Annotated in this window: 23 protein-coding genes and 1 pseudogene; 12 read left to right on the forward strand and 12 right to left on the reverse strand. The window is 46.9% G+C overall.

Translation table 11 applies throughout. The annotated features are described in order from the left end of the window. Nucleotides 1-32 precede the first annotated feature (32 nt). The 4 genes from malQ (at nucleotide 33) to OCV54_RS00900 (ending at nucleotide 3,842) form a co-directional block, all read left to right on the forward strand. Nucleotides 33-1,601: a 4-alpha-glucanotransferase gene (gene malQ / locus OCV54_RS00885; RefSeq protein WP_055222339.1), complete on the forward strand. Its 1,569-nt coding sequence runs from the start codon at nucleotides 33-35 to the stop codon at nucleotides 1,599-1,601. A 60-nt stretch (nucleotides 1,602-1,661) separates the two neighbouring features. After that, a complete protein-coding gene (locus tag OCV54_RS00890) occupies nucleotides 1,662-2,402 on the forward strand; it encodes a lysophospholipid acyltransferase family protein (protein WP_055145816.1) in 741 nt (246 codons plus the stop codon). Between the two features lie 70 nt (nucleotides 2,403-2,472). Then, nucleotides 2,473-3,036 carry a hypothetical protein gene (locus OCV54_RS00895; RefSeq protein ID WP_055145819.1) on the forward strand — a complete coding sequence of 188 codons (564 nt, stop codon included), beginning with the start codon at nucleotides 2,473-2,475 and terminating at the stop codon, nucleotides 3,034-3,036. 23 nt (nucleotides 3,037-3,059) lie between these two features. Then, on the forward strand, nucleotides 3,060-3,842 hold the full coding sequence (locus tag OCV54_RS00900; RefSeq protein WP_015534490.1) for a CPBP family intramembrane glutamic endopeptidase: 783 nt from the start codon (nucleotides 3,060-3,062) through the stop codon (nucleotides 3,840-3,842). On the opposite strand, the gene OCV54_RS00905 is transcribed toward OCV54_RS00900, so the two are convergent. From OCV54_RS00905 to OCV54_RS00955, 11 genes are all read right to left on the reverse strand, one after another. Further along, on the reverse strand, nucleotides 3,825-4,442 hold the full coding sequence (locus OCV54_RS00905) for a class I SAM-dependent methyltransferase (RefSeq protein ID WP_015534489.1): 618 nt from the start codon (nucleotides 4,440-4,442) through the stop codon (nucleotides 3,825-3,827). The genes OCV54_RS00900 and OCV54_RS00905 overlap by 18 nt on opposite strands. A 10-nt stretch (nucleotides 4,443-4,452) precedes the next feature. Further along, nucleotides 4,453-4,875, reverse strand: coding sequence for a YwiB family protein (locus OCV54_RS00910; RefSeq protein WP_015534488.1), 423 nt, complete (start codon nucleotides 4,873-4,875; stop codon nucleotides 4,453-4,455). A 31-nt stretch (nucleotides 4,876-4,906) separates the two neighbouring features. Further along, a complete protein-coding gene (locus OCV54_RS00915) occupies nucleotides 4,907-5,959 on the reverse strand; it encodes a D-alanine--D-alanine ligase family protein (protein WP_022217335.1) in 1,053 nt (350 codons plus the stop codon). Between the two features lie 87 nt (nucleotides 5,960-6,046). Then, a complete protein-coding gene (locus tag OCV54_RS00920; RefSeq protein WP_015534487.1) occupies nucleotides 6,047-6,541 on the reverse strand; it encodes a hypothetical protein in 495 nt (164 codons plus the stop codon). Nucleotides 6,542-6,569: 28 nt separating this feature from the next. Continuing rightward, complete coding sequence (locus OCV54_RS00925; protein ID WP_262563197.1) at nucleotides 6,570-7,958, reverse strand: hypothetical protein; 1,389 nt, start codon at nucleotides 7,956-7,958, stop codon at nucleotides 6,570-6,572. A gap of 188 nt (nucleotides 7,959-8,146) precedes the next feature. Next, entirely contained in the window at nucleotides 8,147-9,637 is a 1,491-nt protein-coding gene (locus tag OCV54_RS00930; protein ID WP_055222340.1) for a spore germination protein, read from the reverse strand. A gap of 151 nt (nucleotides 9,638-9,788) precedes the next feature. Next, nucleotides 9,789-10,460 carry a GntR family transcriptional regulator gene (locus OCV54_RS00935; RefSeq protein ID WP_055222341.1) on the reverse strand — a complete coding sequence of 224 codons (672 nt, stop codon included), beginning with the start codon at nucleotides 10,458-10,460 and terminating at the stop codon, nucleotides 9,789-9,791. Further along, a complete protein-coding gene (gene ispE / locus OCV54_RS00940) occupies nucleotides 10,460-11,341 on the reverse strand; it encodes a 4-(cytidine 5'-diphospho)-2-C-methyl-D-erythritol kinase (protein ID WP_022217339.1) in 882 nt (293 codons plus the stop codon). The genes OCV54_RS00935 and ispE overlap by 1 nt, the downstream gene beginning before the upstream one ends. Before the next feature lie 47 nt (nucleotides 11,342-11,388). Then, nucleotides 11,389-11,952, reverse strand: a complete 564-nt coding sequence (locus tag OCV54_RS00945; RefSeq protein WP_015534482.1) for a flavin reductase family protein — start codon at nucleotides 11,950-11,952, stop codon at nucleotides 11,389-11,391. A 283-nt stretch (nucleotides 11,953-12,235) separates the two neighbouring features. After that, nucleotides 12,236-12,712, reverse strand: coding sequence for a DUF4358 domain-containing protein (locus OCV54_RS00950; RefSeq protein WP_055222342.1), 477 nt, complete (start codon nucleotides 12,710-12,712; stop codon nucleotides 12,236-12,238). Nucleotides 12,713-12,727: 15 nt separating this feature from the next. After that, on the reverse strand, nucleotides 12,728-13,705 hold the full coding sequence (locus OCV54_RS00955; RefSeq protein WP_055222343.1) for an SGNH/GDSL hydrolase family protein: 978 nt from the start codon (nucleotides 13,703-13,705) through the stop codon (nucleotides 12,728-12,730). Nucleotides 13,706-13,923: 218 nt separating this feature from the next. Here OCV54_RS00955 and OCV54_RS00960 point away from each other — a divergent pair, with 218 nt between their 5' ends. The 7 genes and pseudogenes from OCV54_RS00960 to OCV54_RS14790 all read left to right on the forward strand — a co-directional run bounded on the left by OCV54_RS00960 (nucleotide 13,924) and on the right by OCV54_RS14790 (nucleotide 21,288). After that, nucleotides 13,924-14,928 (forward strand): aldose 1-epimerase, encoded by a 1,005-nt coding sequence (locus OCV54_RS00960; RefSeq protein WP_055222344.1) that lies wholly within the window; start codon nucleotides 13,924-13,926, stop codon nucleotides 14,926-14,928. 134 nt (nucleotides 14,929-15,062) lie between these two features. Next, complete coding sequence (locus OCV54_RS00965) at nucleotides 15,063-17,264, forward strand: InlB B-repeat-containing protein (protein WP_055222345.1); 2,202 nt, start codon at nucleotides 15,063-15,065, stop codon at nucleotides 17,262-17,264. Nucleotides 17,265-17,438: 174 nt separating this feature from the next. Further along, a complete protein-coding gene (locus tag OCV54_RS00970) occupies nucleotides 17,439-18,149 on the forward strand; it encodes a substrate-binding domain-containing protein (protein ID WP_015534478.1) in 711 nt (236 codons plus the stop codon). Nucleotides 18,150-18,210: 61 nt separating this feature from the next. Then, on the forward strand, nucleotides 18,211-19,065 hold the full coding sequence (gene cysT / locus OCV54_RS00975) for a sulfate ABC transporter permease subunit CysT (RefSeq protein ID WP_055222346.1): 855 nt from the start codon (nucleotides 18,211-18,213) through the stop codon (nucleotides 19,063-19,065). Nucleotides 19,066-19,079: 14 nt separating this feature from the next. Next, nucleotides 19,080-19,760 carry an ABC transporter permease family protein gene (locus OCV54_RS00980; RefSeq protein ID WP_055222347.1) on the forward strand — a complete coding sequence of 227 codons (681 nt, stop codon included), beginning with the start codon at nucleotides 19,080-19,082 and terminating at the stop codon, nucleotides 19,758-19,760. A 1-nt stretch (nucleotide 19,761) separates the two neighbouring features. Continuing rightward, nucleotides 19,762-20,322: pseudogene (locus OCV54_RS14785) on the forward strand (sulfate/molybdate ABC transporter ATP-binding protein); the annotation flags it as partial. 12 nt (nucleotides 20,323-20,334) lie between these two features. Further along, nucleotides 20,335-21,288 (forward strand): LacI family DNA-binding transcriptional regulator, encoded by a 954-nt coding sequence (locus tag OCV54_RS14790; RefSeq protein ID WP_172678730.1) that lies wholly within the window; start codon nucleotides 20,335-20,337, stop codon nucleotides 21,286-21,288. Nucleotides 21,289-21,381: 93 nt separating this feature from the next. Here the strand turns inward: OCV54_RS14790 and OCV54_RS00995 are convergent, their stop codons facing one another. Next, nucleotides 21,382-22,014, reverse strand: coding sequence for a hypothetical protein (locus OCV54_RS00995; protein ID WP_015534475.1), 633 nt, complete (start codon nucleotides 22,012-22,014; stop codon nucleotides 21,382-21,384). A gap of 270 nt (nucleotides 22,015-22,284) precedes the next feature. Between OCV54_RS00995 and OCV54_RS01000 the strand changes: the two genes are divergently transcribed. Then, entirely contained in the window at nucleotides 22,285-24,768 is a 2,484-nt protein-coding gene (locus tag OCV54_RS01000) for a glycoside hydrolase family 94 protein (RefSeq protein ID WP_015534474.1), read from the forward strand. Nucleotides 24,769-24,909: the final 141 nt, after the last annotated feature.

Consider the following 24,909-nt stretch of genomic DNA (forward strand, 5'->3'; position numbering starts at 1 on the left):
TCTGTGTATACATTATGAAAAGAGGATAGATTATGTTAGAGCAGAACAACGGAAAAAAGCCTAAGAAGTACGCTGGTATTCTGGCTCACCCGACATCATTCCCAAGTCCTTACGGAATCGGCGATCTTGGTCCGGGCGCCTATCAGTTCATCGACTTTCTTGCAGCTTCAGGATTAAATCTGTGGCAGGTACTTCCACTTGGTCATACTGGCTTTGGCGATTCACCTTATCAGCCATTCTCAGCATTTGCCGGTCAGCCACTTATCATTGATATCGACTACCTCAGGAAGAAAAAGTTACTTATCGACGAGGATTTCTCAGCTATGCCTGACTGGGATCCTGAGAAGATCGACTATGGAACACTTATAGAATTCAAGACAGGCCTTCTGAAGAAAGCGTACGAGAGATTTATCGACGCTGACTATGCAGATGATATGTCAGGAGACGAGGATCTCATGACAAAGTTCGATGCATTTGTCAAGAATACATCATGGCTTGCTGACTACTCTCTGTTCATGGCAGGCAAGGACGCACACGAGGGAATGCCTTGGTACATGTGGGAGGATTCACTGAAGAAGCCTACCGCAAGGCAGAAGACCGCATGGAAGAAGAAGCTTGCAGACGGCATCGGCTACTACAACTTCCTCCAGTTCCTTTTTACAGAGCAGTGGCAGGCCCTCAAGACATATGCAAATGATCTCGGAATCAGTATAGTAGGTGACACACCTATATTCCTCGCATGGGACAGCGCAGACGTATGGTCCAATCAGGAACTGTTCCTGCTGGATTCAAAAGGATACCCTATCGAAGTTGCAGGTGTTCCACCAGATTATTTCTCAGCTACCGGCCAGCTCTGGGGCAACCCTCTGTACAACTGGAAAAAGCATACCGAGACAGGCTATGCATGGTGGATAGAGAGAATCAAATATCAGCTCACAGTAACAGATTTCCTCAGGATAGATCACTTCAGAGGATTTGACCGTTACTGGGCAGTGCCTTACGGTGAGGAGACCGCCATCAACGGCGAGTGGAAGCCAGCTCCAGGGCTGAACTTCTTCACACAGCTCGAAGCTAATCTCGGCTACCATCTTCCTATCATCGCCGAGGATCTCGGCGAGATAGATGATTCAGTCATAGAACTCAGAGACAAATTCGGACTTCCTGGAATGAAGATCCTTCAGTTTGCATTTGAAAATCCAAACGAGAACGACTTCCTTCCACATAACTATACACCTAATTGTGTATGCTATACAGGAACACACGACAACGACACCACCCTTGGATGGTATACGCAGGCTTATGAGGCTTCAAAGGATAAGCTCAGAAGATACTACAGCACTGATGCGAGTGATATCTGCTGGGTTATGATAAGAGCATGCTTCTCTTCTGTTGCCAACATGGCCATCGTTCCTATGCAGGACGTGCTAAAGCTCGATTCATGGGCACGTATGAACACGCCAGGCGTTGGAGAGGGCAACTGGGCATGGAGATTCAAAGCCTCAGACCTGAGCAAGCAGTTGTCAGACAGGCTTCTTGAGACATCAAAGCTCTATGGAAGATATACTCCAATACCGGAGAAGAAGGATTCTGAGGAGAAGTAATCATACGACGAGTCGAATCAATGCTGGAACATTTAAAATAGCATAAGGAGAATTATAATATTGAGAACAATATTTGCATATTTATTTGCCTTTCTGGGCATCATCCTGTGTACTCCGTATCACCTGTATCTGTACCTTCTGGCTAAGAAGGATCAGGAAAAGGCGTACCGCCATGCCCAGAAGCTGGTCAAAGGCTTCTTTGGAATAGTCATGTTCATATGCGGTGCCAAGTGCACTGTCATAGGTCTGGAACGGGTGCCCAAAGATCAGCCTATTCTGTTTGTCGGCAACCACAGAAGCTTCTTCGATATACTGTGCTGTCACAACGCACTGGACAGGCCTCTGGGATTTATGTCCAAGGACGGAATCCTGAAGGTTCCTATCCTTCCATGGTATATGAAGGACATAGGATGTACATTCCTTGACAGATCCGACCTGAAGAAGGGACTGGAGACTATCATGCAGTCGGCTGATATCGTAAAATCCGGACATTCCATGATGGTATTTCCTGAAGGACACAGAAATAACGGCGAAGAACTTCTTCCTTTCAAGGACGGAGCATACAAGATCGCACAGAAGGCCGGATGTCCTATCGTACCTGTATCCATATGCGGAACAGACAATATCATGGAGGCCAACAAGCACAACTTTATCAGAAGTCACAAGGTGGTCATCGAATTTCTTGACCCTATAGACATAAACGGAATGAAACCAAAGGAGCGCAAGGAGGTTCTTGAAACCATTCCAGGGCTCATTCAGGAAGCAAGGGTTAAGAATCTTCCCCTTGCAACAAAAAAGTGATCAGACTATAATAATCTGATCACGGCAAGACAAAACACCAATAACTAAATATAATCAGGAGGAACTAAACATGGCATGGTGGGTATGGTTGATAATAGTTGCAGTTATACTTATCGGAGGTCTTATTGCATTATACATAGTGGGCAATAAGCTTCAGAAAAAGCAGTCTGCACAGAAGGAAATGATGAAGGAACAGGCACAGCCTGTGACGATGCTTGTCATCGACAAGAAGATGCTCCCTATGAAGGATGCCGGATTGCCTAAGATGGTAATGGAACAGACACCAAAGCGTTACCAGAAGGCCAAGATGCCTATAGTAAAGGCCAAGATCGGACCTCAGATCATGAATCTTATCTGTGATGACGGTATATATGATCAGATGCCTGTCCGCGGAGAGGTAAAGGCTATGGTCAGCGGTATCTATATCATGAGCGTCAAGAATGTTCGTGGTAAGATCGAGGAGAAGAAGGGCAAGAAGACCTTTGGTGAGAAGCTTCGTGCAAAGCAGAGAAAGTATCAGGATATGTACGACAAGGATGTAGCCGAGTCAAAGCTCAGCAAGGATCAGAAGGCCGCAGCCAAGGCTAAGGCCAAGGAAGAAAAAGAGAGAGCTAAAAAGATCCAGAAGATGTAACAGCTTGAAAGGAGATTCCCAATATGAAGAAATGTCATATTAACCTCCGCGAACTTGGAATAGCTTTACTCGCACCGATATGCATAACTTTTGTCCATGGGCTTATTCCATCATCTCTGGTATCATGTGTTATAATAATTATTCTCTGCGGATGTATACACCATGTATATCCTTGGGTATTCACCACAGGAGATAACCGTAACAATAAAAACAGAACAGGAACGAGATCACTCTCATTCCTGTTCTATTTTTGTATTTTTATACTTATTGTCATAACAGGCCTCAGCCTGCAGTTATTTTCGACCGGAATACTGAACGCCATTGAGCTCCATCGTCCAGAGCTTCTCGGCAGTTACAGAGACATGGTTCGTTCATCATTCTCTCTAAACAACGGTATCTTCAGAGTTACAACAGTCATGCTGCTTGCACCGGTCTGTGAGGAGCTTGTGTTCAGAGGGATCTCTCTGAGTTCTTCCAGACGTGCATTTACATGCAGACATTCAGATGCCATCGCCATCCTGCTGTCAGCGCTGCTGTTCGCCCTTTATCACGGCAATTTAGTCCAGTTCTGCTACGCCCTTCCCATGGGAATCCTTCTCGCGCTGCTCGCCACATGGACGTCTTCCCTGCTGCCATCGATCCTTCTTCACATAACGATCAACGTATCTTCTTATTTCACCGGGATGCTGCCATTTGCACTGCCACATACAGGCTGTATACTTGCAACTGGTATCACGTCAACCGCAGGTTTCATCGCCCTATATCTGCTGCTGCGCCGAAGTGGCAAATCACACAAAGTATCTTGACATGTGATACACATACACTTTTTCATCGGGATCCTCTTCGTATCCTGACAACTTGATGATATTCTTCAACACAAAATACCTGCTGTCCCTCATGACTCTCTGATATTCAAATGTCGGGTAGTACAGCATCAGATATATATTTCTCGGTGCCCTGCGCACGGAATCTATTATATTGTCTATGACCTTCTTGAACACCTCCGGGGAAAATGGATTGAAGAAATAGAAATAATTATCTTCATCTGCAACCTCATACTCCTGCGCCGGAATGTTATAGAAGTTCATCCTGTCTTCCTGATCATAAAATCTGCTCTGATAACCCGCGGCATTTTCCAGAAGCTTCTCGTATATGTCAGCATCTGCCTCTATACCCGTGGCGCGGCAGTAATGCCTTGAGTTGCCATAAAACAACACACGCCCCAGTCCGCAGCCAAAATCAACAAGTGTATCCTCCGGCTCCATGGACACGGCATTGAACAGGGTCACAAGATCCCTGTAGTAAGTCGCCTGATATATATTATTCTCCTCGGTGGGCTGCTCCGCACCTATACACAGCGTCGTATCTATAGACAAAAAATCATCAAACGCCTTCTCGTCATCCATATAGCTATCCTCACTCCACGGTTATCCTGAGTACGTTAAACGATACACATTCATTGCCATAATCCATCACATACACCACGACCAGACCAAGCCCCTTTTCCGTCTCCACGAGCTGATAGCCTTCAGTGAGTATGCTTATATTCATCATACCAACCGGAGTAGAATAAAATGCCTCTCTGGTCTCTCCCGATCTGAACGACATGGCAGCACTGACTTCGCCCTTCTTTGTCAGGTCAAGTCCTAATTTGTCAAACTTCAGCAGATTTCTCGCCGGTTTCTCAAGATCCTCATAATACTCATCGTATTTCAGGTAAAATACCCCGTCCTTCTCATGAAGGCTTCCCCTGGTAACAAGCTCTATGGGTTCAACATTGTTCTCTTCCCTGCTCGTCCTCTGCTCTCCAACTACTGTCACAGTAACATTCTTTACCATATAAACTTCCAATCTATGTAATTTTATAAAATTATCTCTCTTTTGCCATCTCAATAAGCGTTGTGACGAGAGTCTTTATATCGTATCCCTGAGCATTCCACAGCATTGGATACATGCTTATTCCTGTAAATCCAGGAAGTGTGTTGATCTCATTGAATACAACTCTGTTTGTTCCATTCTCAAGGAAGAAATCCACTCTGGAGAGTCCGAAGCCGTCAAGTGCTTTGAATATCTTCACAGCGTCTTCCCTTATCTCGTTCTCTGCTTCCTTAGGGATGTCGGCGCCGATAACCGTTCTCGACTCAGCATTGTTGTACTTTGCATCGAAATCGTAGAACTCAGCAGCGGCAAGTATCTCGCCAACTCCCGAAGCCTTGGTATTGTCCTTGTAACCGAGGACTCCGCACTCAAGCTCACGTCCAACTATCGTCTCCTCAACGAGGATCTTGTTGTCGTGCTTTACGGCCTCATTCAGCGCATACAGAAGGCTTGCTCTGTCAGTCGCCTTATTTACACCCTTTGATGATCCGGCCTTTGAAGGCTTTACAAATACAGGGTAATCAAGCTCAGCCTCAACTCTGTCCATAGCACTGTCTATGTCGCTGAAATCCTCTGCAAGCACAGGTACAAATCTCGCCTGTGAAACACCGATGTGATCAACGATTATCTTCGTATAGAATTTATCCATGGATGCTGCCGATGCCAGAACGCCACATCCAACATATGGAATATCTGCCATTTCGAACAATCCCTGTATAGTTCCATCCTCGCCATACATACCGTGAAGTACAGGGAATATGACGTCCACCTTCTGGCGCTCCACACCTGCATCGGAGAAAACTATAAGCTCTCTTCTGGTGTCCGGTGAGATCACTGCTGTGACCTTGCTGTCATACCAGCTTCCATCCGCTATACTCTCTATATTATCTGCCTTTAACCATCTTCCATCCTTGGTAATGCCAACCAATGTCATATTATACTTTTCAAGATCAACCCCCTTGGCAACTGTCTGTACCGATATACATGAAACCTCATGCTCTGATGATCTTCCTCCAAATATTACAACCAAATTTTCCTTAGCCATGACATGTGCTCCTTATACTTTAATCCGCGGTGCACCCGGGGCACACCACAGGTCAAAGTATAACACCTGGGAATCAACTTTTCAACGTCACTTATCCCCCAGATCTATACATAATGTCTCATACATTCCGGGCGGACAGTCCTCCCCGGAATCGCCAAAATACTCATAAGAAAATCCGGAGTTTGCATCGGCATCCACGCCCCACGCATTTGCCGCGCTCTGGGCAATGTCATTTATATCCTCCATCGCCATGACAAGATTGTGGCGCATCTGTATATAACTCAGATTCTCATTGTAGTCGTTCCCAAGCCACATGCCGATCTGCTTCATGACTGTGTTGCCCACATAGCTCTCAAGCTCATCTCTCTCATCCTCAGACTTCATATCGCCATCATAATCGACCTTAAGCCTTATGACCCTTCCACTGTCATCCAGTGAATTGTTGTACATGACCGCATCCGCCATTATCTCCCTCGACACCTTATCCTTATATTTCTTCACATAAGAAACCTGTCCAAATATCACACCGCCGACAATTCCTATGAGGACACCCAGTATGGCCGCCCTGAACATTCTCCACATAAACAATACCTCCTGATCATCTAAGTCTCTATTCACCTATCCCATCTCTCGCGTATGTCGCCAGACACTGGCCTTCATAGTGTGTCTTAAGATATTCATTTGTATTGTTATCCCCGGATTTCTCCAGTATATTCTGTTCTATCACCACAGTCACATAGCTTGTAGCAAATTCCTTCTCAAGTTCGGCTGCAGCCTCGTTCATTACCTGGGTATCCTCCGCTACTATATACTCCACATGACTCGTATCGAGGGACTTCGCATGACTCTCATTATAACTTCTGCAAGCATCGGCAAATGAACCGGCGTCCACCTGGTACACCCCCTCCTCGGTCAGGGAATCCTCATCGTCGTCCAGTCCTGTTATGACCAGACTGTATCTCAGCCCGCCGCCGGCAGGCTCCTCCGTGCTGCGCTCTATGATGACCGCATTCACATAGTCCACATCCTCCACCGGCTTGTATTCACACCCACTCAATATACACGCCGTCAATAACACCGCCGCCAGTCCGGCAGATTTTTTTACAGGCCATTTCCCGGCAAGTGATGCCGCCGGCAATATTATCGATAGGGGTACATCCACCAGAATAAGATATCCGGAGATGATCTTTATACGGTCCTGCTGTCCGGGCAGCATCCCGGCCCACAGGCATACGGCAAATGCAAGGACTGCCCACAATGTCTTCCACAGCCATCTGTGCCGAACACCCAGTCTGTCCACAGCGCCCCATCCACCTATGACATTTGGAACCAGTGCCATCACACCGAACACGATGACAAGGTAACACACCAGCATGAGCGGCCTGAGCTTCACTCCGCCAGGCAGTTCCATGGCTCCCACTATATATAGTATATTTTTCTCCTTAGCCATGAGCGCACCCGTGCCCAGTGTACATATCACAATTATCGAACACATAATGCCTATTATGGTACTTGTGCCTACGGCTGCACACAACATTCCTCTTCGCCTCCGAATGACGTGTATATACACCAGCACCACCGTCTCCATAGCCGAGAATCCAAGAAAAAGCAGTCCTCCCCTAGCCATGACACGGCTTATGGTGAGATTCGCCCCGCCCTCGTCTCCTATCTCAGTCACAGTCTTAAGCACTGACAGATCAAGGTTACTCACAGAAGACAGAATGACCACAGCCCCCGCCGCGACAGCGAACCAGAACACGGACTCCGCAAACCTGACCATCCCCCTTGTGCCACGGCTACCCATATACAGACATGCAAACAACAAGGGGATTGAGATAGCAATTACCGTGTATCTTTTCAACATCAACTGCCTGGAACACTCGGCAAGGACAAACAGCAGCAAGCCCATCCTAACGGCAGTTCTCGCCCCATAAATCAATTCAATAGTCCTATTTTTGACTTTACCGCTTTCGCTGTTCCCTCTCTCATCAATCTTCATGTATACAATATATAGTGCTATCACGTAAGCAAAAGCCATGCATAGCGTCAAAAAAAGTGACAAAATCAGGCAATTTCTTCCAAAATATGAGGGTATTAATGTAGCTACAAAAGTTATCATCCCTGGCAAAACAAGCAAAGCCATCTTAAAAAAGGCAGAAAACGTCACATTATATTTATCATTCATATCTATTTTCTCTTTCTGACCAACCTGCACCGCTCGTCAGGATTGCTCCATTTAGGTCTGTTGATCATTTTCTTTATAGGCACGCGGACAACAAAGTCCTTATATCCCTCGCCAGTGTATCCACAGGTCACGACAGGGGACATATACGGCACGCCAAAGCTGTCCAGGGATGCAAGATGAAACACGAGAACCAGCATCGCAAGGATAAATCCAAGTATTCCATAAAGTGCGCTGGTGATTATAATTACAAACTTAAGCAATCTGAAAACAGACGCAAACGCCTCATTCGGAATAGCAAATGAAGCTATAGCCGTGAGTGCCACAACTATCACAACCATGGTGCTGACTATCCCCGCCTCCACGGCTGACTGACCAACTATCAGACCGCCAACCACTCCTATCGTATTTCCAAGCTGGCTCGGCAGTCGTATCCCGGCCTCCCGGAGCAATTCAAACAAAAGCTCCATTATCAGCACTTCAACTACAACGGGGAACGATAGCTGGCTTCTCGCATCGGCTATCGCATACAGAAGCTTGTCGGGTATCAGCTCCCTGTGATAACAGGTGATCGCAATATAAAGTCCCGGTAGTCCCACCGCAATGAACGCTGCCACATACCTTATCATTCTGGCAAATGTCGCCACCGGCCATCTGTTATAATAATCGTCCGCCGTCTGAAACAGAGTGTTGATGGTGGCTGGAGCAATTATGACCTCAGGGGAATTGTCAAACACAACGACAACCCTGCCCTCCACCAGAGCCGCGGCCGCCTTGTCAGGTCTTGTGGTCGCCTGGTATATCGGAAATATCTCCTGCCATTTCTTCTCCATCAGATGTTCTGCCATACCGCTGTCAAACACCGCATCTATCTCATACTTATCGATGGTGTCCCTTATCTGCTGTACCAGCTCAGGCTCCGCTATATCTTCCATATAGAATATCCCGTACTCTGTTCTGGATCTGACGCCCATTGTCCCCTGTTCCAGCTTCAGATGTACGTCCTTGATCCTTCTCCTTATCAGAGCTGTGGATGTCCTAAAGTTCTCATTGAAGCTGTCCCTCGGCCCTCTCATTCCTCCCTCGGTGGAGCTTTCCTCTATACCTCTCACAGGGAAATGTTTCGATGACACTACTATTGCCTGATCGCTCCCGGATACAAATATAGCCGTATCCCCCCTGAGAACCGCCCTGACAACGTTGTCAATGTCACTTTCCTGGGTATAATCCGCCGTCTGACCCTCGCAGGAGATTATATGCTCCCACAGATCTGCCGTGTCTTTATTCCGCCATTCCCAGGTTATTGGTTTTATTAATGTGTTCTCAATCAACTCATGATCGCACAGTCCATCTATATACACCACGTATATTGCCGGATCATCTCCCCAGGCACAGCGGTCCAGATCAAACCTTCGCTCCACGATATCGCTCCAGTTACCGAATATTGTCTCAATTTGTGTGATGTTTTCGTCTATTTTTTTACTGATTGAAGCCATCGTCCGCCGTAAACACCTCCAACATACCGTTTATCTTCTGTAATCTATCTTGTCCAACGGATGAGTTTTTATTCAGACATACACGTAAAAAGGCAGAACACGTTTTCACGCATTCCGCCTCTTATACAGGTATTTATTATTATGCATATTGTTATTTCTGTGCTTTGACAACATTTGTGATCACGATCTGTTCCTGATCGTATATATGTATACGGGTTATCTCCTTGGCTTTCTCTTCATCCCTGGCTATTATCGCATTCATGAGAGCCTCATGCTCCGCTATAAGCTTGTCGTGATAGCTGAAATCCTTTACATACTCCACGCGGTATCTGTACACCTGCTCACGAAGACTCTGGGACATGCTGATCAGTCTCGGATTGTTCGTCATGTCCATTATAGTATTGTGAAATGCAACATCCGCATCTACTATCTCCGGGATTATCTTGGAGCTTACCGCTTTCTTGAAGTCGGCATAGGACTGCTTCAACCGCTCTTTTCCCTCGTCGTCTATCCTTTTGCAGGCAAGCCCTGCCGCAAGATCCTCAAGCGCCATCCTGATCTCAAGCGCATCGCTCAGATCCTTTGCCGTTATCCTGGCAACCTCTGCTCCCCTTCTCGGGATCATGACCACAAGCCCTTCAAGCTCAAGCATTCTCATGGCCTCCCTGACAGGGGTACGGCTTACGCCAAGCCTCTTCGCAAGAGTGACCTCCATAAGTCTCTCCCCCGGCTCAAACTCACCGTGAACTATAGCATTCCTCAAAGTCTTAAACACTACCTCTCGAAGGGGCAGGTACTCATCCATATTCAATCTAAGATCCATCACATACCTCTTCTTATGTTATACGGGCTGACGGCATACGCAGCCTGTATCTCGTCCTTTTCACGCAGCATATCTACTACCCTTTGTGCCAGTTCTTTATCCCTGTTGTCATATATTCCGAACACTGTCGGCCCACTGCCACTCATGAGCACTCCCATGGAGTCGTTCTCCGCTATGAGCTTCTTGACTGAATCTATCACAGGATTTGCAGGTATCGTAACCGTCTCGAGCACATTTGCCATTCTGTCTGTTATTCCCTTCAGATCTCCGGTCTTGAGTGCATCCGCCATGCCATCGATATCTGGATGCTCCTCCAGCAGATCCACCTTCAGGTTCTGGTATACCCATTTTGTGGACACTCCGATCGCCGGCTTCGCTATGACGATCAGGCAGTCCGGCATAGGTGGAAGTGGTGTAAGGATCTCTCCTATTCCCTCCGAGAGTGCCGTACCCTGCATGATACAGTAAGGCACATCTGCGCCGAGCTTCACTCCATGTTCCATGAGCTGTTCATCGGAAAGGTTCAGTCCAAACAGCATATTCATCGCCTTGAGGGCTGCCGCTGCATCAGCGCTTCCCCCTGCCATTCCGGCTGCAACCGGTATGTGTTTATCCACGGTTACATGAACGCCCTTGTCTATTCCATATATATCCTTCATCATCCGGCACGCCTTGTATATGATGTTATCCTTCACATCCGGCAGCTCCGACGAATCCGATGTTATAACGATCTCGTCTGTGGTGACATCGCAAAATGTCAGTTCATCCCACAGATCGACCGTCTGCATGATCATTTTCACCTCATGATATCCATCCTCGCGTCTCCTGACCACGTCGAGACCGAGGTTTATCTTTCCATATGCCTTTAATGATATTTCCATTTTCTCTCCTGTCCGTGACATTTCCTCTGCAGCTTTTCAGCCTGCGATCACTTTTTTCTAACAGAATATCCAAATTTGCCGAGTTTGTCGCCAAGTGCAAAATACTCTCCATGTGAATATGCGACAAGTCCCGTGCTGTTGAGGTTGAATTTGCCGGTCTTATCCATGTATTCATCACTTATCTGGACTCCGACCACCTCAGCGATAAACATGTGGTGGGATCCAAGCTCAACTACCTGCTTTACCTTGCACTCTACGTTCACCGGACTCTCCTCTATAGCCGGGCATGACACATTCACGCCGTCACATGCATGGAGGTTCATCTCCTTGAATTTATCCACGTCTCTTCCTGACTTCACACCACAATAATCAGTTGCAAATGCCAGTTTCTCGGTGACGAGATTTATGGTAAATTCTCCTGTCTCCTTGATTATGTCGTAGGAATATCTCTCCGGACGCACCGATATGGACACCATTGCAGGATCGCTGCATATGGTACCGGCCCACGCTATCGTCACTATGTTTGGCTTCTCTCCCGGTCTCTGGCAGCTCACCATAACTGCCGGAACCGGATACAACATATTTCCTGGTTTCCAATTCTGTTTTGCCATGTCTATACCTCTTTCTCTATTGACCTTCAACTCATTTTCAGCCACTTTCAGTCACTGTGGCGCAACGCACCACAGTGCTGATATCTCAAGCTGTCAATTGTTCGTATTTTGTATATTGTATACATTATACATAATAATACATGCCAGTGCATAAAATTACAACCGCATACAGCGCTCTTTATTTATCTTATTTTATTGACAGCGGATTTATTACTATAATATGAATGATCTGTCCCGGTGTTACACAAGGAAATGCAGACAAAAAAAATGATCACCCGGAAGATCATTCCAGATAATCACTTATTATTCCCTGTGCCGTTTCGCTGTCATCGGACACCATGTATACCACAAATGTATCATGCACATACAGAACCGCATCATCAAGTCTGGCGGTCTCCGACGATTTGTAATCAAGGTACATCTGCAACTGTGAGTCGCGTCTTTTCTTCATGTCCGCCAGTATGCCCTGGGCATCGACCGTTGACGACGCCTGAAATACTGCGAGCTCCTCGGCGGTGGCTCCCGTTGACATGTACACTGCACTGTCCTGCACCTGAACGCTGTCTATACCATAATATCTGAGCGCCGTCTCAGAGGAGACCTCCTCCACGGAATCCTCAAACTTCACGTTCTGCATGAGCATATCAGCCAGAGAGTGCACATCCGGCATATCTGCCTCGTCGTCTCCATTTCCTGCGCATCCCGCAAGCGAACAGATCACCAGACAGCATGCAAACAAATATATTATTCTTTTTATCATATGCCTCCGTCTCCACTATCTTCTGACATACACGTTCTTTCTGATGTAGTCCATCATCTTGAGACAATATTTCTTATTACAATGTTTGCCATCTATTCCCGCATCCTCCGGCAGAACACCATCCACAGACACGCTGTGAGCCACATCGAGATAGATCACCTGGTCGTAGCTGCCACACATCTCCTGCATGAGAGAATTGAGCTTGTCCACACCCGGGTTGTTATACACCTGGTCTTTTGATGAAAGCTCCGCCGATACAGGAAGTACTGACATCACATATACATTTGCCGCAGGCTGTAACTGGGAGATCTGATCCAGTAAAGTCTTGTAGGCCAACATGTACCGCTCGTTATACCACGAAAGCTCCTCAAGCCCAAATGAAATGTATATATTCTCATAGCTCTTCATGCCAAGCATCTCGACAACCGTACACTGTTCTCCTGAATCGCAGGTGAACATCTTGGTATTAGCGACCTTCTCTATGTCCAGATTCTTCGCCACACACATATCCCAGTTGTCTACACCGCTGTACAGTCCCAGCGCCTCGGCTCTGGAATCACCTATGAGCAGAGATGTCGAGAAATACTGGTCATCCGTGGCATTCGCCGGCATGTATATATTGCTGTCATATTTGTCCGCTCCCTTGCCGCTCACATCAGGGTTGGTGTAATTGACAAATTGTACATACTGACCATTTCGCTGATCCGGAATGGCCGCATCCTCCGCAGTTGCCAGATACTGCTGTGCAGCCCCCTCCGTGTCACTGTATGACATATCCTGAGTGCTGCTCTCACTTATATCTGCCGATGTTCCGCTCTCAGGCTGGAACTCCTCCTGGCCGTTCACATTCTTTTTCAGGTTGCCCTGTCCAAGCGCAAATATCATTATGACTGCGACGACCACTCCTATTCCGCTCTCGACGAGTTTCATTCTGCGGTGATGCCGCTGTCTGTATATCTTTTTTCTATAATCAGTGTTATTATTCTTAGTCACCTTCGACCTCCGAATTAACTAACTTTCATGTCTTTCGCAAAATATCCTATGATAGTATAGCAATTAATGATAAAATAATCAAGAACGCCGCGTTTTGTGAACCTCATTGTTGCCATACAATTTTTTCCGTGTTACTATTTCACATAGGAAAGTTCAATGTTTTTGCGGATTTCAGCATACAACTCAAACACAACATATTTATAGAAGAGGAGAACACGATGAACACTACAGCACGTACAATAGACTACAAGGGCGAGACTTGTATTGAACTTATATCAGGCGATTACCGTGCACTGATCGCACCATTTAACGGGAGCAACATTATGAAGATGGAGAACACAGCTCTGGATATTGATATATTCAGGAACGATCCTTCCCTGACTCCTGCACAGCTCAAAGCAGCAGCAGAGATCTACGGAATGCCTACCCTGTATCTCCCTAACAGACTGTCACACGGCAACTTAAGAACCTCCGATGCCATGTATCATTTCCCATGCAATGATCCTCTCGGCAACCATCTCCACGGTTTCCTTCATCTCAGAAACCACAGCATAGAGAGCGTGTCAGTGGATGGAGACAAGGCCATCGGCAAGACTTCATATGTATATGATGAGAAGGATGAGTTTTTCACTACATACCCTGTGAGCTTTAGAGCAGACTTCACATTCACTCTTGCTCCGGACGGTATGCACTACGAGTTCACACTCACCAACCTCTCCGACAAGCAGATGCCATACGGCGTATGTAACCACGTTGCATTCAAGGGGCCTTTCACAAGCACAGGAAAGGGCGAGGATGTACGTCTCTGTGTACCTGTTGGAGACAAATGGGAGCTTGATGAGCACGCTATCCCTACAGAGAAGAACCTTCCTATAACAGATTACGATCTCCAGTACAAGAACGGAACCATGGTACCTGTTCTGAAGGACATCGACAACGATCTCTACACAGCGGAGATGAACGAGCTGGACGGCAAGCCTTTCTACGGAGTATACGCAACTGATGTTGCCACAGGCAAGAAGGTCTGCTATGAGGTTGACGACACAATGAAGTTCTGGATCATGTGGAACGATCACGGCGACAAGGGTTACTTCTGTCCTGAGCCAATGAGCTGGAATATTGACGCTCCAAATCTCTCAGGAGCACCGGAGATCACAGGCTACACAGAGCTTGCTCCAGGCGAGTCCAAGACAGTAAAAGAAAGAATATTCACAATGGCATAAAACATGACATTTTCTATGGAACGGTCTCTCGGCGGAGGCCGTTCTTTCATATTATTAATTTTTCCCCTGTCTCGTTGTTTTTCTCCCCCCAGTATAATAAAATTATTATAATACCATATGCAAGGAGGGATTCTATGAAAAAAATACTTAGATTTTTACTGGTTTTCGCGGCAATGTTCTGTATGACATGCTTCACAGCATTTGCAGAAGATACCGACGATCCAGACACATACTATCTGGAGTTGGATGCAGCAGGAGGACAGTTATCAGGGGAGACTTCCACTGTGATAAGCAGCCCATCAGCAGAATTTACGACTGTTGACCTGTCAAAGTACAAGCCGGAGAAAGACGGCTTTACATTCACAGGATGGTACAATGACAAGACAAAGGTCACCAGCATTGACACATCATACTTCCAGTCTACAAACCGTATAAAGCTGACAGCGATGTACACCAAGGACAGCTTCTCCGGTTCAGGGCTCACCTTCACACTGAATGCAAATGGAGGCAAGCTCGGAGATGCGGACAGCGGAACATATGACTTTGATGTAGCAGGATCAGGATATGGCGTGGCACTGAACGACTACCCACCGACCCGTGAGGACTATGAGTTCAAGGGCTGGAACACGAAGTCCGACGGATCAGGCAAGACCGTGAACATCATATACACCTCTTCCTTTGAGAAGGCGGCAGATAACGGATATGAGTATTCCGATACTGATGACTCATCGGCTAAAAGAAACCTGGTATTTTATGCGATGTGGAAATCAGACTCTGCTCCTACAGGCACCATCAGCATGGGCGATAAGAACTGGAACGGTCTCCAGGATGTATCATCATTTGAGCAGTATTACAACAAGACCCAGAAGGTTACCATCACCTGTGACAACAACTCCGACCCTTCCATCACAGTCGGCTACCTGATAAGCGACTCAGCTCTGTCATCGGACGATCTGGGTGCAGCAACATTTACCGAGTATAAGAAAGCATTTTCCATAAAGGACGAGGGCAAATATGTTGTATACGCAAAGCTTTCATCAGAGGACGGCAAAACAACATACTTATCCACAGATGGCTTCATCATCGACACACACGCGCCAAAGGTCACAGGAATCGCCGACGGAGAGACTTACTGCCTGTCAGCCGTGATGACCGTGAAGGAATCCCATCTGGCAAAGGTCACAGTGAACGGCGAGGAGAAATCCCTTGACGACGATCACTCACTTGCTCTGGAAGCCACAGATGGTGAGCAGACCATCATCGTATCCGACAAGGCGGGAAATGAAACCAAATTGACTGTAACAGTAAACAAGAAACACACCGCAGAAACCGACGACGGTGACTGCACGACACCTCAGAAATGCCGCTACTGCGGTGAGATCGTCGTAGAGGGCAAGAGCAGCCACGACCTCGGCAACTGGACAAGTGATGGCAACGGCAAAACCCATTCCCGCAAGTGCAAGAACAAGGGCTGTGGATATAAGGTCATCCAGGACTGCTCCGGCGGAACCGCAACCTGCCAGAAGAAGGCAGTGTGCTCTGTGTGCGGCAAGAGCTACGGCAAACTCAGCACAACGAACCACACAGACCTTAAGAAGACTGATTATGTAGCAGCAACCACCTCCAGCAAGGGCAATATAGAATACTGGTATTGCTCAGCCTGCAAGAAATATTTCAGCAACAAGGGCTGTACAAAGGAGATAAGCAAGGCTGACACAGTCATCGACAAGGCAGCACCCGAGATCATCGGCGGCAAGGGAAGCAAATGGAGCAAGGCCAGCAAGAACACTATCAAGTTCAGATCGAACGCTGAGTACGCTGACTTTGTCTGTGTCCTCATAGATGACAAGGAACTTGACCCTTCATATTACAACAAGAAAGAGGGAAGCATCATAATCGAGCTCAAGACGAGCTATCTTGAATCCCTCTCGGTCGGAAGCCACACCATAACCATCAGATCCAAGACCGGAGATGCTGTGACAACATTTACAGTGTCCAAGAAGGAGACTTCCGCAACCACACAGACAACTACCAGAGCCACAACCGAGGCGACAACGGCAAGTACGACCGAGGTCACCACAGAGTATAGAAATACATTTACCCCTGTGACGACCGAGGCGACCACAACTGAGATATCCACGATAGAGCGTACCACAACCGAGACAACCACTGAGGTCACAACAGAAAAGAGCACACTCACCGTGGGCAGCTACGCTTCCACTGATAAGAGTAAGAGTAAGGTACATAACCTTCAGCTCATAATCCTTATAACAGTGCTTGCGACCATTCTAATCTCGTTTGTGATAATCATAATTTCAGGTATGAAGAAGAAATAATACCGAAAAGTTCAATAAGGCAGCACGCCAGGACAACCTGACGTGCTGTTTTTCTATGTTTTTCCATGTGACAACGTTTTCACTCTTTTCTTTTGATTTCCAGCATTTACAAGCATATATTGCATACATACCCGATATGAAAACGGGAAATTAAAGAAAGAGAGGAAGAAGATTATGAAGAAACAATTGGCAACATTACTCGCAGTCACAGCACTTGGAATTGGAGTTCTGTCAGGATGCGGTGTGAGCGCAGCATCTAACTCAACCGGCAGCTCATCTGACTCAGCGGGCGCTATTGAGATAACGAACGTATCCTACGACCCAACCAGAGAGCTATACGCAGCGTACAACGATTTATTTGCAAAGCACTGGAAAGAGGAAAAGGGACAGGACGTATCAGTTGTTCAGTCACACGGTGGTTCAGGAAAGCAGGCGCTTGAGGTGGCAAATGGACTTCAGGCCGATGTGCTTCTCGCATGGGAGAACGAGGCGTTCCTCTCACTGGATGAGCATCCTGGTGAGTACGAGATCGTGGTTCCTTCCGTATCTATACTGTGCCAGCCTACAGTCTCAGTAGTCGACGAGGTGGTTGACAAGAGAGGCACAAGGGATGTCGCAACCGAATATCTGAACTACCTATATTCCGACGAGGCACAGAAGCTTGAGGCAGAGTGGTACTACAGACCATCAGATCAGGATATCCTGAAGCAGTTCGAATATCAGGGACAGAGCAACACCATATCGGAGCTGCCACAGGACGGCAAATGGATCATAACAAATGTTGACCTCACAGACATATCACACTTCGGAGGCTGGACAGAGGCCAGCAAAAAGCATTTCGCGGACGGAGGGCTCTTTGACTCCATATACGAGGAAAAGAATTAATTTGAAATGGCAGTCTGGCGGGAAATCCAGATAATACATACAGGAAAGGAATGACTGAGACATGACACATCGGCACACACACGCAAAAAAGAAAAGTAAAAGCATCATACCGGGATTCGGTTTGTCATTTGGAATAGTAATGGCAATCCTCGGAATTATAGTGGTGATCCCCCTGTGCTCTCTGGTGGTATTCTCAGCCAGACTGTCACTATCCGAATTCTGGCAGACCATCACCAGACCGAGAGTTCTGTCAAGCTACGCCGTGAGCTTGTCCACTGCATTTATCGCATCACTGATAAATGCGGTGATGGGGCTCATCCTTGCGTGGGTTCTTGTCAGATACAAATTCCCGGGAAAGAGAATCATGGACGGCATCATCGAGCTGCCATTTGCCCTTCCCACAGCGGTTGCAGGCATAGCTCTCACCCATCTCACGGTACAGAACGGCTGGGTAGGAAGGATATTTGCCAGATTCGGTATAGATATCGCGTATACACGGATAGGTATAACCATAGCTTTGGTGTTCATTGGAATACCATTCGTCGTGAGAAGTGTCCAGCCGGTTCTCGAAAAGGTTGACAGGGAATACGAGGAAGCAGCCGCCATGTTCGGAGCCTCCCGTATCCAGATATTCTTCCGTGTCATCCTGCCCGAGATACTTCCGGCACTGATCGCAGGTTTCACCATGGCATTTGCCAGAAGCCTGGGGGAATACGGAAGCGTCGTGTTCATAGCGGGCAACACTCCATATGAGACTGAGATAACCCCTCTGCTCATCATGTCAGAGTTGCAGGAATACGACTACGCAAGTGCAACCTCGATAGCACTTGTGATGCTTGCGATAGCATTTGTCATACTGCTTGTCAACGCATTTATCCAGAGCCGCACATCAAGAATAGTCAGCGGCATAGACTGAAGGGAGGTAACAACATGAACATAAGAAACGACCGTGGCATAATCAAATGGCTCCTCATCGGTCTGTGCGCCATATTCCTCATCGTGGCACTTGTGCTCCCACTGGTGTATGTCATAGTGACGGCGCTCCGGGACGGATGGAATGAGTATGTCACCGCCATATCCGACACCTACGCAGTGAAGTCAATACTTCTCACCTTGAAGGTCGTGGTCATCACGGTGGTGGTCAACACAATTTTCGGACTTTATGCCGCGTGGCTCATAACCAAATTCACCTTCCGGGGCAAAAAGATCATATCAACGCTCATCGATCTGCCGCTTACCATATCCCCGATCATCGCGGGCCTTATATTCGTACTTACATTTGGCAGGCAGAGCTTCCTGTATCCATACCTTGAAAAGCTCGGGATACAGATATTCTCACAGATCACACTCCCCCACATACGCTGGGCTCTGCTGTACGGAATTGTACTGTGCTCCGCAAGGGCCATGGGTGAATTTGGAGCTGTGTCAGTTCTCTCGGGACATCTCAGAGGACTCACCAACACCATGCCACTCTATATCGAGCTGCTATACCAGGCATTTGACTTCACAGGAGCCTTTGCCATGTCGTCCATACTGGTCATCATGGCAGTCATCATACTGATACTTAGAAACATACTTGAACACAGAGGAAATAAAGAGGGAGGTATATGATATGAATACACCTGCAGATACACATTCATACGTAGAGCTCAGAAACATCAATAAAACATTTGGAGATTACAGGGCATCCGATGATGTCAGCTTCTCCATTGAGAAAGGAAAGCTCATCGGACTTCTGGGTCCAAGTGGAAGCGGCAAGGCCACTATCCTCCGCATACTTGCAGAACTCGAGACCGCGGACTCAGGGGACATATACATAGATGGCAAAAAAGTAAATGACATTCCCGCCAGCAAGAGGGAGATTGGCTTCGTATTCCAGAATTACGCGCTGTTCAGATACAAGACAGTGTATGACAATATCGCATTTGGAATGAAGATACAGAAATACCCAAAGTCAGAGATCCGCGACAGAGTAACGGAGCTGATAGAACTGGTTGGACTGAAGGGCCTTGAGAAACGATACCCAAGGCAGTTGTCGGGAGGCCAGCGTCAGAGGGTCGCATTTGCCAGAGCTCTTGCCACCCAGCCACAGCTCCTGCTTCTCGATGAGCCATTTGCCGCTATAGATGCAAAGGTCAGAAAGGAGCTCCGCGCATGGCTCAGGGATAAGATCTGGAACGCAGCTATGAAGCTCAACTACACGCCAAACCAGTCTGCCCGCCTGCTCAAGAATGGAAAAGGCGCGACTGTGGAGAAAACCTACTATATAAATGTGCTCATGACCAGAATGGACTCTGCCACGTCGGACCCATTCTTTACAGAACTGCTGCATGTCATAGAGAGTGAGATTCACAAGAACGGATGCAACCTGTCCAAGGTATGGTATCGGTCCATCTTCTCCGACGACAGGAGATGCAGGTATGAGAACGTGGATTCTGTAATCCGCAGGATGTGCGAGGAAGCGGATGGCCACAACGATGGGCTCATCGTCATCGGCAAATGCAACCGCGCAGCCCTGAAGAAGCTCAGCCAGCGCTATCGCAGCACAGTGTATGTCAACAGGGATTCCGCAAATGGCGAGGTGGATGAGGTCATCTGCAACGGTAGCCAGATTGCCAGAACAGCGGTTGAATACCTCATATCTCTTGGACATGAGAATATCGGATATGTGGGAAACTGCAATAACGAGGCCCGCTACAAAGGATATCTTGAAACTCTTCACGATCATGGACTTGATATCGACACGGACTACGTCATCAACACAAAGCTCAGCGAGGTTGAAGGATTTGAGGCCATGGAACACTTCATGAAGTCCGACAAGAGCCCAACCGGAATATACTGTGCCAATGACATAACGGCCATAGGGATGCTGAAGTACCTTGCCAAATGCAAGAACAGGTATTACACTCCTTCCATCATATCCAGCGACGGTATCGAGGAAGCCCAGTACACAACTCCGATGCTGACCACAGTGGAGATATCCAAGACGGACATGGGGCATTTCGCCCTGCAGCTTCTAATGGACAGACTCAAGGGCGGTCACAAGGGAGTAGCAAGAATTGAGCTCCAGTGCAAGCTCATCAAGAGAGATAGCTGCACACTGGCAGAAGACAGCAAATGGTGCGAATATTACATTTAATATCCGCACCATTTGTCGTCTGTTCATGTATCCATGTCCATATATTCAGTTTCTGTATTCAATATCTGTATCCAGCAGTTGTCCTTCTCGTGACTACTCTGTCGTATCATCTGTAGTCGTATCTCCCGTAGTCATAACTGTTCCGCCGAGATACCACTCTCCATCCTTCTCATAACAAATGATATCCATGTCCAGATCATACGGTGAAGTCTGACCCTGGAATGTCATCATTATCTTTCCGGTAACCGGAATGACATAACCCTTTGATATACCTGCTTCCTTCTGGGTCTTTCCATATACAGTGCTGCTGACTGCCGCCAGATCGCTGGACTCTGCCACATGCCCATCACCCATGGTATAGCTGACTGTATATTCTATATTATTTTCCTTATAAGTCTGGAACACAGTGACCAGATCCTTTGACGAATCGCTGTCTATGGTATCAGGATCCATAACACTCTCCACCTTGTCAAGATCCGCTTCCTCAAGGCCCTCCATGTAGGTCTTTATCAGATCCTCGCTCTCTGATTTTCCGGTCATATTTTTTCTGACAACTATGTATATCACCACTACTATCACTGCTAACACGATCGCACCAAGTGCTATAAACAGCTTCTTTTTGCCTTCTTTTCTGCTCTCCTCCATAAGCTGTATATCACGCTCGTCCAGCTCCATATCATCCATTCCGCTTCCGCCTACATAATTCTTAGTTTCATTTTTTCCCATAGTAAATAACTCCTATACTGTTTTGATATTACACAGTATAACACAGCATAAGCATCAATTAATTACTCAAATACAGGAATTAATACATTTAGTAATTGTGCAATTTTCACTATAACTTTGTTGTGTTTTAAAGTCTTTTATTATATAATCAGAGTGTATGGCTGACTTTAAGGGAGAATTTAGCACAAGTCGATACAAAAGCGGCTTCAGGGGGGCTGGCATAGCCATCTGGAAGCCTTCACAAAACATTGGAAGGAAGGTATATGCTACATGAAATTTGGTTATTTTGATGATGCCAACAAGGAGTATGTCATCACATCTCCTAGAACTCCTTATCCTTGGATCAACTACCTTGGAACACAGGATTTCTTTTCACTGATCTCCAACACTGCAGGAGGTTACAGCTTCTACAAGGACGCTCGTCTTCGTAGAATCACAAGATATCGTTATAACAACGTGCCTATAGATATGGGCGGACGTTATTTCTATATCAACGACAATGGTACAATATGGAATCCGGGATGGTCACCGGTAAAGACAGAGCTTGACGAGTATCAGTGCCGTCATGGTATGGGATATACAATCATCACAGGTAAGAAGAATGACCTTAAGGCTGAGGTTACTTTCTTTGTTCCTCAGAACTACGCTGGAGAGGTTCAGCAGGTCGTTCTTACAAATGAAGGCTCAGAGGAGAAGACATTCTCATTCTTCTCATTTGAGGAGTGGTGTCTCTGGGATGCACAGGATGACTGCACCAACTTCCAGAGAAACTTCAGTACAGGTCGTGTAGAGGTTGTCGGATCAACTATCTACCACAAGACAGAGTACAGAGACAGACGTGACCACTTCGCATTCTACACAGTGAATGACGAGATCGATGGTTACGATACAGACAGAGATTCATTCATCGGACTTTACAACGGCTTCCACAACCCACAGGCTGTTGAGGCTGGCAAGTCAAATGATTCATTTGCTGATGGATGGTCGCCTATCGCTTCACACTACAAGAAGATCACTCTTGCTCCAGGCGAGACAAAGACTCTTGTATTTATACTTGGATATGTTGAGATGCCTGTTGACCAGAAGTTCGAGGCAGACGGCAAGACTATCAATAAGGTAAAGGCTCTCGAGATGATCGAGAAGTACAACACTCCTGAGAAGGTTGCTGCAGGTCTTGAGGAGCTCAAGGAGCACTGGAACAGACTGTTGAGCATTCTCAACGTCAACACACCTGATGACAAGGTTAACCGTATGGTCAACATCTGGAATCAGTATCAGTGTATGGTTACATTCAACCTTTCACGTTCAGCTTCATACTTCGAGTCAGGTATCGGCCGTGGTATGGGATTCCGTGATTCCAACCAGGATGTGCTTGGATTTGTTCATCAGATCCCTGATCGTGCAAGAGAGAGAATCATCGATATAGCTTCAACACAGTTCCCAGACGGTGGATGCTACCATCAGTACCAGCCACTTACCAAGAAGGGTAACGCAGATATCGGTGGAGACTTCTCAGATGATCCATTATGGCTGATCCTTTCAGTTTCAGCTTATATCAAGGAGACTGGCGACTGGGGCATCCTTGACGAGATGGTTCCATATGACAACGATATGTCAATTGCAAAGCCTATGCTTGACCACCTCAAGGTTTCATTCTACAAGATCGTGAACAACCTTGGACCACACGGACTTCCACTTGCAATGAGAGCTGACTGGAACGATTGTATCAACCTTTCATGCTTCTCAGATACACCAGGTGAGAGCTTCCAGACATACACCAACCCTAAGTTCGCTGCTGAGGGTGGATACTCAAAGGTTGCTGAGTCAGTTATGGTTGCTACACTCTTCACATATGCAGGTCCTAACTACGTTGCTATCCTTAAGCACCTTGGAATGGACGCTGAGGCTGATGCTGCTCAGGCTGAGATTGACAAGATGAAGGCCAACATCATGGAGTCAGCATGGGACGGCGACTGGTTCCTCAGAGCTTACGATGCAAACGGTGAGAAGATGGGATCCAAGGAGTGCGAGGAAGGTCAGATCTTCATCGAGCCACAGGGATTCGCTATCATGTCAGACATCGGTAAGGATCAGGGCTGCGACAAGAAGACTCTTGCTGCAATCGATGAGAGACTTAATACACAGCACGGACTTGTACTCAACAACCCAGCATTTACAAAGTATTACATCCAGTATGGTGAGATTTCTACATACCCAGGTGGATACAAGGAGAATGCCGGAATCTTCACACATAACAATGCATGGATCATCTGTGCTGCTGCTTACGCAGGTGCCGGTGATCAGGCATTTAAGTACTACTCAGAGATAGCTCCAGCTTTCACTGAGGAGACATCAGATATACACAAGACTGAGCCATATGTATACGGCCAGATGATCGGTGGTAAGGATGCCGGATCTGATATCGGCAAGCCGGGCAACCACTTCGGTCAGGGTAAGAACTCATGGCTGACTGGTACTGCTGCTTGGAACATGGTAGCTATATCACAGTACATCCTTGGTATCTCAGCAGACTTCGATGGTCTGAAGATCGATCCATCAATTCCTGCTGCATGGGATGGAATGACAGCTACACGTCAGTTCCGTGGTGCTACATACGACATCAAGGTTTCTAACCCAGCTCACATCAACAAGGGCGTTAAGAGCGTACTCGTTGATGGCAACGCTATCGAGGGCAACGTTATCCCAGCATTTGGCGATGGCAAGACTCACTCAGTAGAGGTTGTAATGGGCTAATATAGACCGTGGATTATAAAGCACATTTAAGAAAATATACGTAAGTATATAGTGCAAAAGCCCCACAATATCTATTTTAGATATTGTGGGGCTTTTTTGTTTATATGGCCTATCTTCTTCATCCCGCCACGGGATTGTCGC

The sequence above is a fragment of the Coprococcus aceti genome (assembly GCF_025567285.1).
In the GTDB taxonomy this organism is placed as follows: domain Bacteria; phylum Bacillota; class Clostridia; order Lachnospirales; family Lachnospiraceae; genus Coprococcus; species Coprococcus aceti.

Excerpts from the sequence above, each read along its gene's own strand:
- malQ (WP_055222339.1), top strand. The coding sequence starts at position 33 with ATGTTAGAGCAGAACAACGGAAAAAAGCCTAAGAAGTACGCTGGTATT.
- OCV54_RS00895 (WP_055145819.1), top strand. The coding sequence starts at position 2,473 with ATGGCATGGTGGGTATGGTTGATAATAGTTGCAGTTATACTTATCGGA.
- OCV54_RS00900 (WP_015534490.1), top strand. The coding sequence starts at position 3,060 with ATGAAGAAATGTCATATTAACCTCCGCGAACTTGGAATAGCTTTACTC.
- OCV54_RS00905 (WP_015534489.1), bottom strand. The coding sequence starts at position 4,442 with ATGGATGACGAGAAGGCGTTTGATGATTTTTTGTCTATAGATACGACG.
- OCV54_RS00910 (WP_015534488.1), bottom strand. The coding sequence starts at position 4,875 with ATGGTAAAGAATGTTACTGTGACAGTAGTTGGAGAGCAGAGGACGAGC.
- OCV54_RS00915 (WP_022217335.1), bottom strand. The coding sequence starts at position 5,959 with ATGGCTAAGGAAAATTTGGTTGTAATATTTGGAGGAAGATCATCAGAG.
- OCV54_RS00920 (WP_015534487.1), bottom strand. The coding sequence starts at position 6,541 with ATGTGGAGAATGTTCAGGGCGGCCATACTGGGTGTCCTCATAGGAATT.
- OCV54_RS00925 (WP_262563197.1), bottom strand. The coding sequence starts at position 7,958 with ATGAAGATTGATGAGAGAGGGAACAGCGAAAGCGGTAAAGTCAAAAAT.
- OCV54_RS00930 (WP_055222340.1), bottom strand. The coding sequence starts at position 9,637 with ATGGCTTCAATCAGTAAAAAAATAGACGAAAACATCACACAAATTGAG.
- OCV54_RS00935 (WP_055222341.1), bottom strand. The coding sequence starts at position 10,460 with ATGGATCTTAGATTGAATATGGATGAGTACCTGCCCCTTCGAGAGGTA.
- ispE (WP_022217339.1), bottom strand. The coding sequence starts at position 11,341 with ATGGAAATATCATTAAAGGCATATGGAAAGATAAACCTCGGTCTCGAC.
- OCV54_RS00945 (WP_015534482.1), bottom strand. The coding sequence starts at position 11,952 with ATGGCAAAACAGAATTGGAAACCAGGAAATATGTTGTATCCGGTTCCG.
- OCV54_RS00950 (WP_055222342.1), bottom strand. The coding sequence starts at position 12,712 with ATGATAAAAAGAATAATATATTTGTTTGCATGCTGTCTGGTGATCTGT.
- OCV54_RS00960 (WP_055222344.1), top strand. The coding sequence starts at position 13,924 with ATGAACACTACAGCACGTACAATAGACTACAAGGGCGAGACTTGTATT.
- OCV54_RS00965 (WP_055222345.1), top strand. The coding sequence starts at position 15,063 with ATGAAAAAAATACTTAGATTTTTACTGGTTTTCGCGGCAATGTTCTGT.
- OCV54_RS00970 (WP_015534478.1), top strand. The coding sequence starts at position 17,439 with ATGAAGAAACAATTGGCAACATTACTCGCAGTCACAGCACTTGGAATT.
- cysT (WP_055222346.1), top strand. The coding sequence starts at position 18,211 with ATGACACATCGGCACACACACGCAAAAAAGAAAAGTAAAAGCATCATA.
- OCV54_RS00980 (WP_055222347.1), top strand. The coding sequence starts at position 19,080 with ATGAACATAAGAAACGACCGTGGCATAATCAAATGGCTCCTCATCGGT.
- OCV54_RS14790 (WP_172678730.1), top strand. The coding sequence starts at position 20,335 with ATGAAGCTCAACTACACGCCAAACCAGTCTGCCCGCCTGCTCAAGAAT.
- OCV54_RS00995 (WP_015534475.1), bottom strand. The coding sequence starts at position 22,014 with ATGGGAAAAAATGAAACTAAGAATTATGTAGGCGGAAGCGGAATGGAT.
- OCV54_RS01000 (WP_015534474.1), top strand. The coding sequence starts at position 22,285 with ATGAAATTTGGTTATTTTGATGATGCCAACAAGGAGTATGTCATCACA.